This window comes from Muriicola sp. SD30, from assembly GCF_041205185.1.
GTDB lineage: Bacteria > Bacteroidota > Bacteroidia > Flavobacteriales > Flavobacteriaceae > Muriicola.
On sequence record NZ_JBGEWB010000003.1, the window covers coordinates 384,665 to 398,335 of the forward strand.

The 13,671-nt window shown below is 40.1% G+C and carries 12 protein-coding genes, 1 tRNA gene and 1 pseudogene; 8 read left to right on the forward strand and 6 right to left on the reverse strand.

The features are described from left to right. Nucleotides 1-76 precede the first annotated feature (76 nt). Together AB8P51_RS10740 and AB8P51_RS10745 are read right to left on the reverse strand one after the other, a co-directional pair. A complete protein-coding gene (locus tag AB8P51_RS10740; protein WP_369748835.1) occupies nucleotides 77-1,252 on the reverse strand; it encodes an AIR synthase related protein in 1,176 nt (391 codons plus the stop codon). Nucleotides 1,253-1,332: 80 nt separating this feature from the next. Next, nucleotides 1,333-3,519 (reverse strand): glutamine synthetase III, encoded by a 2,187-nt coding sequence (locus AB8P51_RS10745; RefSeq protein WP_369748836.1) that lies wholly within the window; start codon nucleotides 3,517-3,519, stop codon nucleotides 1,333-1,335. Between the two features lie 203 nt (nucleotides 3,520-3,722). Between AB8P51_RS10745 and AB8P51_RS10750 the strand changes: the two genes are divergently transcribed. Next, nucleotides 3,723-4,745: a glutamine synthetase beta-grasp domain-containing protein gene (locus tag AB8P51_RS10750; RefSeq protein ID WP_369748837.1), complete on the forward strand. Its 1,023-nt coding sequence runs from the start codon at nucleotides 3,723-3,725 to the stop codon at nucleotides 4,743-4,745. A gap of 79 nt (nucleotides 4,746-4,824) precedes the next feature. On the opposite strand, the gene AB8P51_RS10755 is transcribed toward AB8P51_RS10750, so the two are convergent. Then, nucleotides 4,825-5,763, reverse strand: a complete 939-nt coding sequence (locus AB8P51_RS10755) for a sodium:calcium antiporter (RefSeq protein ID WP_369748838.1) — start codon at nucleotides 5,761-5,763, stop codon at nucleotides 4,825-4,827. Nucleotides 5,764-5,985: 222 nt separating this feature from the next. Between AB8P51_RS10755 and AB8P51_RS10760 the strand changes: the two genes are divergently transcribed. The 4 genes from AB8P51_RS10760 to AB8P51_RS10775 all read left to right on the forward strand — a co-directional run bounded on the left by AB8P51_RS10760 (nucleotide 5,986) and on the right by AB8P51_RS10775 (nucleotide 10,296). Then, a complete protein-coding gene (locus tag AB8P51_RS10760) occupies nucleotides 5,986-7,422 on the forward strand; it encodes a serine hydrolase (RefSeq protein WP_369748839.1) in 1,437 nt (478 codons plus the stop codon). A gap of 16 nt (nucleotides 7,423-7,438) precedes the next feature. Next, on the forward strand, nucleotides 7,439-7,798 hold the full coding sequence (locus AB8P51_RS10765; protein ID WP_369748840.1) for a BlaI/MecI/CopY family transcriptional regulator: 360 nt from the start codon (nucleotides 7,439-7,441) through the stop codon (nucleotides 7,796-7,798). Beyond that, a complete protein-coding gene (locus AB8P51_RS10770; protein ID WP_369748841.1) occupies nucleotides 7,795-9,627 on the forward strand; it encodes a M56 family metallopeptidase in 1,833 nt (610 codons plus the stop codon). Before AB8P51_RS10765 ends, AB8P51_RS10770 begins: the two co-directional genes overlap by 4 nt. Nucleotides 9,628-10,143: 516 nt before the next feature. After that, complete coding sequence (locus AB8P51_RS10775; RefSeq protein WP_369748842.1) at nucleotides 10,144-10,296, forward strand: SsrA-binding protein; 153 nt, start codon at nucleotides 10,144-10,146, stop codon at nucleotides 10,294-10,296. Here AB8P51_RS10775 and AB8P51_RS10780 read toward each other — a convergent pair. After that, nucleotides 10,293-10,805 (reverse strand): adenine phosphoribosyltransferase, encoded by a 513-nt coding sequence (locus AB8P51_RS10780; RefSeq protein WP_369748843.1) that lies wholly within the window; start codon nucleotides 10,803-10,805, stop codon nucleotides 10,293-10,295. The genes AB8P51_RS10775 and AB8P51_RS10780 overlap by 4 nt on opposite strands. Nucleotides 10,806-11,010: 205 nt before the next feature. Here AB8P51_RS10780 and AB8P51_RS10785 point away from each other — a divergent pair. The 3 genes and pseudogenes from AB8P51_RS10785 (at nucleotide 11,011) to AB8P51_RS10795 (ending at nucleotide 12,515) form a co-directional block, all read left to right on the forward strand. After that, nucleotides 11,011-11,265 (forward strand): annotated as a pseudogene (locus tag AB8P51_RS10785) (GIY-YIG nuclease family protein). Continuing rightward, nucleotides 11,243-11,316 (forward strand) — tRNA-Arg (locus tag AB8P51_RS10790). The pseudogene AB8P51_RS10785 and the gene AB8P51_RS10790 overlap by 23 nt, the downstream one beginning before the upstream one ends. Before the next feature lie 524 nt (nucleotides 11,317-11,840). Then, nucleotides 11,841-12,515 carry a DUF4386 domain-containing protein gene (locus AB8P51_RS10795; RefSeq protein WP_369748844.1) on the forward strand — a complete coding sequence of 225 codons (675 nt, stop codon included), beginning with the start codon at nucleotides 11,841-11,843 and terminating at the stop codon, nucleotides 12,513-12,515. A gap of 132 nt (nucleotides 12,516-12,647) precedes the next feature. Here AB8P51_RS10795 and AB8P51_RS10800 read toward each other — a convergent pair whose 3' ends face one another. Continuing rightward, the gene (locus tag AB8P51_RS10800; protein WP_369748845.1) at nucleotides 12,648-13,205 is read right to left on the reverse strand and encodes a zinc-dependent peptidase; all 558 of its coding nucleotides are present in this window, start codon (nucleotides 13,203-13,205) and stop codon (nucleotides 12,648-12,650) included. A gap of 235 nt (nucleotides 13,206-13,440) precedes the next feature. Beyond that, the gene (locus tag AB8P51_RS10805; protein ID WP_369748846.1) at nucleotides 13,441-13,659 is read right to left on the reverse strand and encodes a heavy-metal-associated domain-containing protein; all 219 of its coding nucleotides are present in this window, start codon (nucleotides 13,657-13,659) and stop codon (nucleotides 13,441-13,443) included. Nucleotides 13,660-13,671 lie beyond the last annotated feature (12 nt).

Below are 13,671 nucleotides of genomic sequence, written 5' to 3' on the forward strand. Positions count from 1 at the left end.
TTAAATTTCTGTAATACAGTGTTTTACGGTTTTATCAACAGCAAACGGTTTATAAGTATTCTCAAGTAAAGGGTTCTTAATGATAAGTAAAGGAACCGTGTGGGGAGTGTATGCTCAGCTGTTTATGCTCTGAGGCCTCAACCCTCCCTATGATCCGCGCATCGATCCCAAAACTTTCCGATATAGCGATCAAATCTGCTGCCATTTCTTTATCAACATAGAGTTCCATCCGATGGCCACAATTAAAGACCTGGTACATTTCTTTCCAGTCGGTTCCCGACTGACTTTGGATAAGTTGAAATAAAGGAGGAACGGGAAAGAGGTTATCCTTGATCACATGGTATTGATCGAGAAAATGCAGGATTTTGGTCTGGGCTCCACCACTGCAGTGGACCATTCCGTGTATTTCTGAAGCTGAATATTCCTCCAGGATCTTCCTGATTACCGGGGCGTAGGTTCTGGTTGGTGAGAGAACGAGTTTACCCGCATCCAGAGAGACATTGTCTACTACATCCAGAAGGTTCATTTTCCCTGAGTATACTAACTCTGCAGGAACCGAGGGATCAAAACTTTCGGGGTACTTCGCTGCGAGACCCTTAGAAAATACATCATGTCTTGCTGAGGTGAGTCCGTTGCTCCCCATACCCCCATTGTATTCCTTCTCATAGGTTGCCTGGCCATATGAGGCCAATCCGACAATAACATCCCCCTCCCGGATATTGGCATTGTCGATCACCTGATCGCGACGCATTCTGGCGGTAACTGTCGAATCTACAATAATCGTCCTCACCAGATCACCCACATCGGCCGTTTCCCCTCCGGTCGACTTTATATGAACTCCGTGGGCAGACATCTCCTCGATGAATTCTTCGGTGCCGGAAATGATCGCTTCAATTACTTCTCCCGGGATCAGGTTTTTATTTCTTCCTATGGTTGAGGAGAGGAGAATGTTCTCTGTAACCCCAACACATAAAAGATCATCCAAATTCATGACCAGGGCATCCTGAGCGATCCCTTTCCATACTGACAGGTCTCCCGTTTCCTTCCAGTACATATACGCCAACGAAGATTTGGTGCCTGCGCCGTCTGCATGCATAACCAGGCAGTAATTGTCATCCCCTGTCAGGGTATCGGGGACAATTTTGCAAAATGCTTTTGGAAATAACCCCTTGTCGAGGTTCCTGATAGCCTTATGAACATCTTCCTTGGAAGCGGAAACTCCTCTTTGATGGTAGCGTTTACTTATGGGCACGTTGAATAGTTCTTAATTTATCGCAAAAATAGGGGAATGATATCACTTCCCCGCAAGGCTCCGGGAATATAGTCTCTTTTTTATCTGATAAAGAGCAATTCCCTGTACTTAGCCAGCGGCCAGCTCTGATCTTCCACGAGTTGTTCGAGCTTGTCGCAATGATATCGGATGTCATCAAAATAAGGTCTGACATCATAGCAATAGGCCATAGCTTTTTTATGTACCTCTTTTTCCGCATTTGCCTTTTTTCTGGCTTCGGTCATGGCTTCCGACTTTTTCCTTGTAGCCTCGAGATGCCCCGAGATATCTTCCAAGATCGTCAATTGGGCCACAGCCTGTTTTTTAAATCCGGTCCCGTAAATATCCTTAATACCTTTAATGTTATCGATCACCGAATTCTGATACTTGATAGCGGCAGGGATAATATGGGTATTCACCAACTCATTAAAAACACGCCCTTCTATCTGAGTCTGCAGGATGTAGGTTTCCAATTCCACTTCCTGCCTGGCTTTGATCTCAACTTCGCTCATTACCCCCATCTCATTAAATAATTCCAGTGTCGATTTGGAAGAGAGGACATTCAATGCATCGGGAGTTGTTTTGTTGTTACTCAGCTTACGTTTTGCCGCCTCTTTCGACCACGCCTCACTATAACCATCTCCATCGAATCGTATTCTCTTTGAAGATTTGATATATTCCCTGAGGATATTAAAAATAGCCTCGTCTTTTTTCAGGCTCTTTTTATTTATCAGGGCATCTACTTCTTTCTTAAAATTGATCAACTGCTTCGCCACTATCGTATTGAGAACAGTCATCGGTTTGGCGCAATTCGATTTTGATCCTACTCCCCTCATTTCAAATTTATTCCCTGTAAAAGCAAAGGGCGAGGTCCGGTTCCTGTCTGTATTATCAAGGAGAATCTCAGGTATCTTCCCCACCACATTGAGTTTTAGTTCGGTTTTTTCCTCAGGCGACAATTTGCCCTGGGACACTCCTTCCAGCTCATCGAGGACCTCACTGAGCTGTTTCCCGATAAAAATGGAAAAGATCGCAGGCGGAGCTTCATTAGCTCCAAGGCGATGATCATTACTCGCTGAAGCAATCGATGCCCGTAAAAGTTCCTCGTAGGTATCGACAGCTTTGATGGTATTTACAAAAAAGGTGAGGAACTGAAGGTTTTTCATAGGAGTGGAACCCGGACTCAGCAGGTTTACCCCTGTATCTGTAGCCAGCGACCAGTTGTTGTGTTTCCCTGAGCCATTGATCTCTGCAAAAGGTTTTTCGTGAAAAAGTACTTTGAGGTCATGCCTGTCGGCTACTTTTTCCATAACATCCATAAGCAGTAGATTGTGATCAACTGCCAGGTTGGCCTCTTCAAAAACAGGCGCGAGTTCGAACTGATTTGGAGCAACTTCATTATGCCTCGTTTTAACCGGAATACCAAGTTTAGTGCATTCCACCTCCAGGTCTTTCATATAATTGATGGCCCGGAGCGGAATCACTCCAAAATAGTGGTCGTCTAATTGCTGCCCCTTAGCGGCGGCCTGACCTACAAGGGTTCGTCCGGCGAGTACCAGATCAGGTCTGGAATTTGCAAGGGTCTTATCAATAAGAAAGTATTCCTGTTCCCAGCCAAGAGTAGCCAGAACCTTATTTACAGTTTTGTCGAAGTATCTCGCAACACCGGTAGCCGCTTCGTCAACTGCGTGTAGTGCACGTAACAAAGGAACTTTATTATCCAGGGCCTCTCCGGTATACGAAACAAACACGGTAGGAATACACAAGGTGGCACCGTAAATAAACGCAGGTGACGTAGGATCCCATGCCGTATATCCCCTGGCCTCAAATGTATTCCGGATACCGCCACTTGGAAAGCTGGAAGCATCTGGTTCCTGTTGTACCAACTGACTGCCACCAAATTTCTCAATGGCCCTGCCATTTGGCAACAGATCAAAGAAGGCATCGTGTTTTTCGGCTGTTGCCCCTGTTAATGGCTGAAACCAGTGCGTATAATGAGTTGCCCCCATGGATAATGCCCAGGCTTTCATCGATTCTGCAATCTGATCGGCCATCTTCCTGTCGATTTTAGATCCGGTAAAAATGGCATTCTTTACACTTTGAAAGGCATCTTTTGTAAGGTACTGAGTCATTCGATCCTCATTAAACACATGCTTACCGAAGAGTTCCGATCTTCTGGTTTCTTCAACAATTGGTATAGCTTTTCTCTGTGCACTAAGGCTGATGGCATTCAATCTTTGAGTAGACATAAAAGGATGGATTATTATTGCGGAGCTAAATTAAACATTTCGCAGATATACCCCTATATTTAATAATAATTTACAATGAACCCCCATAAAAATAGGGGTGTTGATAATTATGTCGAATTTATTGATAAATACCCCCTGTTTTTTTATACATGTATTGAAAAAAATTTATTTTTGGGGGTCGAAAAAATTAACAAAGAAAGATTATGAGCAAGACAAAATTGGAATACATCTGGTTGGATGGACATGAGCCAACACAGGAACTGAGAAGCAAAACCAAGATCGAAAACGATTTTAGTGGAAAACTGGAAGATTGTCCTCTCTGGTCATTTGATGGAAGTTCTACGGAGCAGGCAGAAGGTGGATCTTCAGATTGTTTATTGAAACCCGTTGCCATCTATCCCGACCCGGAGAGAGCAAAAGGATTTTTGGTAATGTGTGAGGTAATGAATGCCGATGGCACCCCTCACGAATCAAACCATCGTGCCCAGATTGACGATGATGACAATGACTTCTGGTTCGGATTTGAGCAGGAATATTTTTTAATGGACACAGAAACCGACTTACCACTTGGATTTCCAAGGGGTGGTTTTCCAGGGCCCCAAGGAAAATACTATTGTTCAGTAGGTGGAAGATACACCTGGGGTAGAGATTTTGTGGAAGAACATATGGATTTATGTATCGCCGCAGGAATCAATATCGAAGGAATCAATCAGGAGGTAGCTCCAGGACAGTGGGAATTCCAATGTTTTGCCAAAGGAGCTAAAAAAGCCGGTGATGAGATATGGGTTGCCCGTTATCTGTTAAACCGACTCACAGAAAAATACGGATACTATATTGAATTGCACCCAAAACCTGTAAAAGGGGATTGGAACGGTTCAGGTATGCACGCGAATTTCTCCAATACTACTTTGAGAACCTGTGGTTCCAAAGAAGTTTACGAAGCCATTTGTGAAGCCTTCAGACCGGTTGCTCAGGATCATATCGGTGTTTATGGTGCCTTTAATGATGAGCGACTTACTGGACTTCATGAAACTGCATCCATAAAGGATTTCAGTTATGGTGTTTCCGACCGTGGAGCTTCCATCAGAATTCCGATCATCACTGTAGAGAAAGGTTGGAAAGGCTGGTTAGAAGACAGACGTCCTGCTTCTAATGGAGATCCATATAAGATTGCCGGAAGAATAATTAAAACTGTGAAATCTGCCAATATAGGAGTTTCCGCATAAAGGTTTAATTAGCACTTTTAAAATATAAACCGTTTTCAGAGAAATTTGAAAACGGTTTTTTTATGTCTTAAAATGTAAGTTACCCGAGCGTAAAGTATACGAAAGCGGCATAACCAAGGAGGAGTATTAATCCGTCGCGCCATTCCAGCCTAAGACCTTTGGGAAAAAATACAAGAGGAAGTACCAAAAAAGCAAATCCCAGCATCCAGAATACATCATTGGTAAGTAATCCCCGATCGATAACATAAATCGGACTTACCATTGAAGTGATGCCCAGTACGGCGAGAAGATTAAATATGTTAGAACCAAGGAGGTTCCCAAGACCAATCGCTTTTTCTTTTTTGAGAATCGCAATCACTGAAGCCGCAAGTTCAGGAATACTTGTGCCTACTGAAACCACAGTTATCCCAATAATTCGCTCACTTACCTGGTAAAAAGTGGCAAGCCCTACAGCACCGGTAATCAGAAATTCGGATCCGGCCCAAAGGGCCAGTCCTCCTATCCCTAGAAAGAAGACTGCTTTGTAAAGCGGTAAAGGAAGAATGCTCTTGTCAAAATCCTCCACTACAGCAGGTTTTTGGAATCGCAGCAGGAATACCAGGAAAAGAAACAGGCAGGCCAGCATAATTGTTCCTTCCACCGCGCTTATAACGCCATCGAAATAAACCAAAAAAAAGAAAAGAAGAGAGGCCGCCATCATCACAGGCCAGTCTGTAGTGTAAAAACTTTTTCGAACATCTATAGGCCTTAAAATAAGTACGATCCCCAACACCAAACCCAGATTGGCGATGTTGGATCCAACGACATTCCCAAGGGCCAGATCAGGAAATCCTTCCAGGGCAGCATTGACGCTGACAATGAGTTCAGGGGTAGAGGTTGCAAAAGATACAATGGTCATCCCAATAATGATCCTGGGGATATTTAGCCTTAATGAAAGGGCCACGGATGCTTTCAGAAGCCAGTTTCCACCCATGATCAGTAATGCCAGGCCAAGGACAATAAAAATAAAATTCTGCAAATGTGAGGTTTTAACAAATATAATAGAATCCCTGAGGAGACCAGACATACAATATGCAATTTCAGAATATACCTATTTATGTACTATAAAATTTACAGTTTACCGTAATGGAAATGTTAAATAACTACAAATTTAGTTGTATAACTATTTTTTTAGTAGTAGGTTTGATTCAAGTTATTCTCGGTGGCAATTAGTCAGTTCAACTCAAAATTTTCAATAAAGATGGAAAAAGAAATATGGTACGTATTGTTCAGTTTTCTTCTGCTTTCAGCCTGTGAACAGAATCCATCAGCTAAGCAAACTGCTTTCGATAATGAAGAACAGAAAATCGAATTTCTATCCGAGATAGAGCCGATAATACAGGATTATATTTCCCTGGATATTTTTTCTGGCGTGGTGTTGGTAGCCGATAACGGCCAGAATATATTTCACAAGGCATACGGCCTTGCTGACAGGGAAAAGGGAAAACCCAATGAGCAGAACACCCTGTTTGATATTGGGAGTATGAACAAGACCTTCACCCGGATTGTGGTCAAACAACTTGAGGAAGAAGGCCGCTTAAAATTGACAGACAAATTGATCAACTACGTACCGGGTTTTAAAGATGAACGGGCCGGAGATATTACGATCAATCATTTACTGGAACATCGTTCTGGTTTCGGGGATTACCACAACCCGGACTATTTTGATTTACCCCTGGAAGAGCGAAAATTGAATGCCATTGTTGAACGGGCTAAGGACTATGAATTACTTTTTCCTCCCGGAGAAGACGACGCTTATTCTAATCTTGGGTATGTAATATTAGGTAAAGTCATTGAAGTAGTGTCAGGCGAGTCTTATTTTAAAAATGTTCAGGACCGCATCGTGGACAAACTGAAACTAGAAAATACCTACCTCAAAGATTTTAACGGATTGGAAAACAGGGTTGCCAAAGGCTATCTATATACTCCTCTCGGAATACTAGAGGAGAATTCCACCCTCCAGGACATTCCTAACCCAGATGGTGGGTTTTTATCCACAACAGAGGATATCCTGAAATTCTATCATTCCTATTACTACGATACATTGTTGATGTCGGAAGCCAGTAAAGAGGCCGATCCGCATTTTCAGTATTTAAGGCAACTACCCTCAGGGAAAGCGGCCAGTGCTGCCGGTGGTTTCGATGGTTTTAACTCGGTATATCTGCAGGTCATGAACAAGGATCTCAGCATTATCGTATTCGCCAATATGGATGAACCGGTTGCTGAAAGGATAGGGCTCGACATCCTTGCGCTTTATCGGGGTGAAGATGTACGCAAACCTTCTTTGCCTGCCATACAGAACGTGAGGATAAATTTTGAAAAAAACGGATTTGAATATGTAGAGAAACACTTCGACTCTCTTACGGTAAACTTTCATCCCACAGATCCCAAGGATTTTATCCTCAATGATCTGGGCTATGCTTATCTTTATGGGGCCAACAATCCTGAATCGGCACTACAACTCTTTAAACTCAACACAAAACTATTCCCGGATGTTGCCAATTGCTGGGATAGTTATGGGGAAGCCCTGCGAATGAAAGGGTTAAAAAATGAGGCCATTGCTGCCTATGAAAAAGCATTGGAAATCAGGCCCGGCCTGGAGTCGGCCCAGGAGGCTCTTAGCGAACTAAAGAAATAATTCGATTTACAAAAACATGAAAAAACTAACGAACAAGGAGGAAGAGATCATGAAGATTCTGTGGAGGCTTGAAAAGGCTTTTGTGAAGGAGATCCTCGCCGAAATGGAGGACGATCGACCTCACTACAACACCCTCTCCACTATAGTGAGAAACCTCGAAGATAAAAACTACGTGGGTCACGAAGCTTTTGGGAATACTCATCGTTATTACCCTCTGATTTCCAAGGAAGACTATCGCAAGCGATTTGTGAATGCCAGGATAGCCGACTTCTACGACAATTCCTATAAAAGTCTGGTGTCCTTCTTTGCTAAGGAAGAAAAAATATCAGTGGAAGAACTGAAGGAAATAATTGAACTCATTGAAAAAAATAAATGATGGAAGCATTCTTTGAATACCTGTTGAAATCATCGGGAATTTTGCTCATCTTCTTTACAACTTATCTATTATTGTTGCAGAAGGAAACGCTTTTTAAAGAGAACAGAAGATTTCTGCTTGTTGGCTTGCTATGTGCCGCTTTTTGCCCACTGATCAGTATTCCGGTTTATGTAGAAATGACTCCGATAAGCATGGCATCGACAAGTTCGGGAATTGTGGGGGAAACTACTCCAATTTCAGAATCCAGGATCGATCCATGGATGATAGGCTTTCTCCTTTATCTCGGCGGTTTGATTTTCTGGTTGTCCAAATTCGGACTTCAATTGTGGTCACTGCGCGCAACCCTGAGCAAAGCTGTAACCATAAAGAAAGACAATAACATACGGTTTATGGAAACCGATGAGCCCATTGCTCCCTTTTCCTTCTTTAATTATATCGTCTATAATCCGAAGTTGTACAATGGAACAGAACTCAAATCAATTCTGGCACATGAAAAAGCCCATTGTGAACAGAAACACTCCTTCGATATTCTGATCAGTCAGGTTTTCACCATCCTTTTATGGGTAAATCCATTCAGTTTTATGTATCACAACAAGATCCGACAGAATCTCGAATTTCTTGCTGATGCCTCTGCCATGAATCGTATCCCTTCAAAGAAAAGTTACCAGTACACATTGCTTAAAGTATCGGGACAGGAAATCCCTATTAGTATCATAAATCATTTTTATAATTCATTAATCAAAAAACGAATCGTCATGTTACAAAAATCACAATCAAAGAAAGCGCGAATTTTCAAAGCTGCGCTGGTAGTCCCGGCCTTAGCCCTCTTTCTCTTCAGTTTTAATACCAAAGAAATTTACATTCCTTCAAATGAGGCTTCCGATCTCAGTTGGTGGGAACTAAATACAAATAAGGAAATAAAAATCAAGATCGATAAGGACACGTCTGATGAGGAATTGGAAAAATTAAAGGCTAAGATGGCAGAGGAGGGTATCGACTTTTCTTATACCACAGTTCGAAATGAGAATAATGAAATAATCGAACTATCCATTGATATGAATGGAAAATCTGAGGACGGGAAGCAATTTAGGGGATCCTCGGATTTTGATAATGACGGTGAGCCAATTGACCCGGTTACGGTTGTTTTTGATCCCGATGGAAATATGATGTTTATGGGAGGTGAAGGTGACATGGAATTTGGCAAAAATCATGGTAAGAATAAAATGGCATGGGTGATGGATAAGGATTCCGAGATTTCAAAAGAAGAATTGGAAGAAATGGAGAAAGACGGGATAATTATAATCAATGTAACGGAAGATGAGGAGGTAAAGACAGACAGCAAAGGGAATGTCACCAAAAAAATTAAAGTGAATAAGGGCAAGGGTGATAAGGATCACAAAATTATTATTAAGAAAATCGATGGAGATGATGATCTTGATGGTGAGATGAGAATTATCGAAAAGAAAATTATAAAATCCGGGGATGGTGAAATGGAAATCCATGAGGGACATGAAGATTCTGATGTAAAACACATTGAAGTACGAAAATCAAAGAGTGGGAAGGGCAAAAACGTGTTTATAATAAAAGATTCTGACGATGATGAAGATATCGAGGTTATGGAGGGGAATGGATTCTTCTTTGTAGATTCAGAATCGGGAGAAAAACCATTATATATTGTTGATGGAAAAGTGGTTAAAGAAAAGGTAATCAAATCTCTTTCCCCAAAGGATATCGCCACAGTTAATGTTTACAAGGGAGATAAAGCCATCGAAAAATATGGAAAAAAAGCAAAAGACGGAGTGGTAGAAATTTCTACCAAAAAGAACTGATCTCAGATTGTTTACAATTAATCACTGACCAACATCAAACCGGCCTGAAATAGGCCGGTTTTTTTTATAGAAAAAGATGAAATTGCCCAAAATCGGCCAAAATGATCAATTATACGTCTACGTTTTTAAAATTCAGGCCAAAATCACCCTACAATTATTACATATTACTATCATAATATAATTTATACATTATATAATGTAACTTATTTGTAGAACTGAAGTTATGATAATTAATATATTTTATTATTTAACTTACTATTGTGTATTCAATTTTATTAAAAATTCAATTTTTCCTTGTGCGCATTTAACAGCCTGTATATCTTCTCGAAAAATTTACAAAACGAGGATTTCTCCTCTTAAAAAAAGTACATATGATTGCACTAGTTAAATTGGTATTACAATTATTTATTTTGCTCGTAGGGCTCTTGTTATAAATATTCAAAGATCAAGAGCAGATAAAGAACTGGAGAGATAGGTAGTCTGAGAATTTACAAGGAGAATTGCTACATTTAGAGCATGAAAAAAATCTTTTTCAAAGTCCTGGCGTATATAAATCGGATGATATTACCCTCCTATTCCAGGAAAGCTATTGATCTTTCCAGGGCCAGCAAACTTCAACTAGCAATAATAGGATGGAGGTATTATATTACCACCAGGGCATTAGATTAGAACCGCATTAAGGATTTTACCTTATAACCAACCAACTTTGAAGCTCCATGTAGTGCAGTTAATTCCAAAAGGAAGTTACACTGTATGACATCCCCACCTAGGGCTTCAATAAGCTTACAGGTAGCCTTTGCGGTTCCCCCGGTGGCAAGTACATCATCGTGTACTATGACCCTGTCTCCCTCGCTGATAGCATCTGCGTGTATCTCAAGAGTATCTGTCCCGTATTCAAGATCGTAGGTATGGCTTATTTTTTTGTGGGGCAATTTGCCAACTTTTCTAACCGGTACAAACCCTGCCCCTAATTCCAGGGCCAGAACGGGACCATAGAAAAATCCTCTGCTTTCCATCCCCACAACTTTATCGACTTTTTCGTTTCCAATAAACTGCAATAGTGCCTCAGATGTAGCTTTAAATGCCGCGGGATCCTTAAGTAATGGAGTAATATCCTTAAATCCCACCCCCTGTTTTGGAAAATTATCGATCTCACGCACATACTTTTTAAAATCCATATTTGGTTTTCCTTTATTTTGCCCATAAATGTAAAAAGAAATATATTTGCAACCCGATCTTGATCCCTGCTCCCGAATTCCGGGATTCAGTAAATAGAGATCCAAGAAAATGGCCTCGTGGCCTGCCATTGGCAAGCGAGCGCAATCCGCCTGAGGGGGACAGGCTGAATACGAGCCCGCCTGTGGCGGGGCGCATCTGAAACATATGAAATACTATGTTTACGTTCTTAAAAGTGTAAATTTTAAAAGACATTATGTAGGATTTACCCAGAACCTGCCAAAAAGACTAAGGTAGCATAATACCGGTAAAAATAGATCTACAAAGCCCTATCTTCCCTGGGAAGTATTGTTCTGTGAAGAATACATCTCGAAGAAGGAAGCCCTGCAAAGGGAAAAATTCTTAAAAACAGGAAAGGGAAGAGAATATATAAAAACATGGCCTCGTGGCGCAACTGAATAGCGCATCTGATTACGGCTCAGAAGGTTACAGGTTTGAATCCTGTCGAGGTCACTAGGAGGAAACTCCAAACGATTAAAAAACCTTGCAAAATCTATGATTTGCAAGGTTTCGTTGTTTTTGGACTGATAATGTTTATTCTTAACATTCAATCTAACTAAAGCATTCAGTGTTAAGAGTTGACAACAAGTACAAAGAGCCTTGTCAAAAAAACAAGACTCTTTTACAGAACACTATATAAAACTGATAAAATTTGGGTCTAAGTAATTATTATTATTTAATAATAGGTCCTTACTTTTACATTGAATAATTAATGTTGTGAAAGTTTAATAATGTGTAGTATTACTTGCTAATTTGTAATATTCCTATTGTCCAATAAAGGATTTGCAAAACATACTTCAACGATTTATTATAATGACCGTTTTATGACACGATTATATTAGAAATAAATTTTAATTGTCCAAAGGGACTCAATGTGTAACAAAAATTACTTAATGTAGACTTATTACCAAGTCCTTCAGACGCAATGAACCATTTTGCATTGAAGGAATCATTATCATCAAACAAGAACCGACCAAATGAACGATTATAAAAAAAAAGGAAGAATTGTAGGGTTACTTTTTTTGCTCATTTTTATTATCGGTGTCTCTATGTACCAATTTTTACAAGTTTCACTATATGGCGATGATTTCCTGTCTTCAACGGCATTAAACTCAGATAATATTATCTTATCGACCTTGCTGGGAATATTAAGTGGATTTGCATCTATTCTCGTAGCGATCATTCTACTACCCATTTTCAAAAGATACAGCTCTAATTTGGGATATTTATATGTTGCGCTTTGTATTATATATTCGGTAACTATTTTAATAGATAATATCAGTGTCCTCTCCATTTTGGAACTTGGTAAGGAATCTTTAAATAATCAAGGAGAAAATCTAGGCTCATTAGAGGTTATAGGAACTTTACTGTACGAAAGGCATATTTGGACACATTATTTAACCCTTCTGATTTCATGTTTCCCTGTATTTATTCTATACTATACCTTTTACATCTCCGGTTTAATTCCAAAGGCTATTTCTGTTTTTGGTATTATGGCCGTCATTCTGATGTTTATAGAAATATTACTTTCTATTTTTGGAAATAGTATTAGCATGAATATGCTACTTCCACTGGGACTCGTGCAATTGGTTCTTCCAATTTGGCTGATATTCAAAGGATTGAATCCTAATTCAGACAAGACTTCAGAATAATCCAATAAGATCAAATCCTGTAGAATTGAGAATTACTAATACGGAACTATGCACATTCCGGTAGAAGAAAAATAGTGCAGTAATTTATGGTCATAAAAATCTTTTTAAAGTTACAGACACATTTGTTGTCAGTTATTTATGATAATGTTGATTTCTGGGTACTAATTTTAGGAATGTACTCACAGGATGCTTTTTCTTCAGTAAGTCTGGACGCTTAAAAAAGTACTCTGGGGCCACAGCATAGAATTCCGCCTTATTTGTTCCGCCATATTTTCTTATATCGGATTTATTGGCGTTTATTGCCTCCATTTCCTTGTGGATTAATTTTAACCATGGGATGGTATATTGGCGCTCCAACAACCTCTCGGGAATTCCATTAGTAAAATCGTCCAATTTGTCTATACGGTGCACAAATTCATGAATGCCCGTGTTGCTTTTGTCACTGGTATTCTTGAAACCGTGGTATAGTGCTTTTCTGGATAGTATCATCTGTTTCTCGAACCTTCCATTACCAACGATTCCCCCGATATTTCGATCCTGCCCTTTACTATGAAATTCCAAAATTTCATTGAAATGGTCTGGACATAATAGTATTCCGGTCAGGTTGGTATAGTGCCACTCCTTAAATCCAAAAACTGGAATGACGGCACTTGCTGCAATCCGTATTCTATCGAGATCCTGTAACTCCAACTGTACTCCGTCAATATAGACCTAACTTAAAAATTGCATCATCCTTTGTTGAAAAATGGACTGTTTATCTTTCGAAAGATGGCGATAGAAGCGTACATTATCCTTTATCAAGGGATGGAATGCCTTGGAAAAGGCTTGACTTTTTTCCCCTATTCTAGAAACGAAAAAAATAGGAACAGAATAATGAGCCCAAAAATTAAGGTATAGATCATCTGGAGTACAGTTGGTACACCCCTTAGACTTTATTTAGGCTCTCTACCTTAAAACCAATCCTGCCTAAAGTATCCTTGACATCCTGCTCCGTGGCCTCGTTGCTTTCAATAGTGAGAATCTTGTTCGGATTTACAGTGTCCACTTCCCAAGAATCTATTCCCTCATGTTCGTTCAAAAAAGGGGTTACTTTTGATACACACCCACCACAATTGATATTTGTTTTAAATTTTAAAGTTTTCATAGTATTGAATTT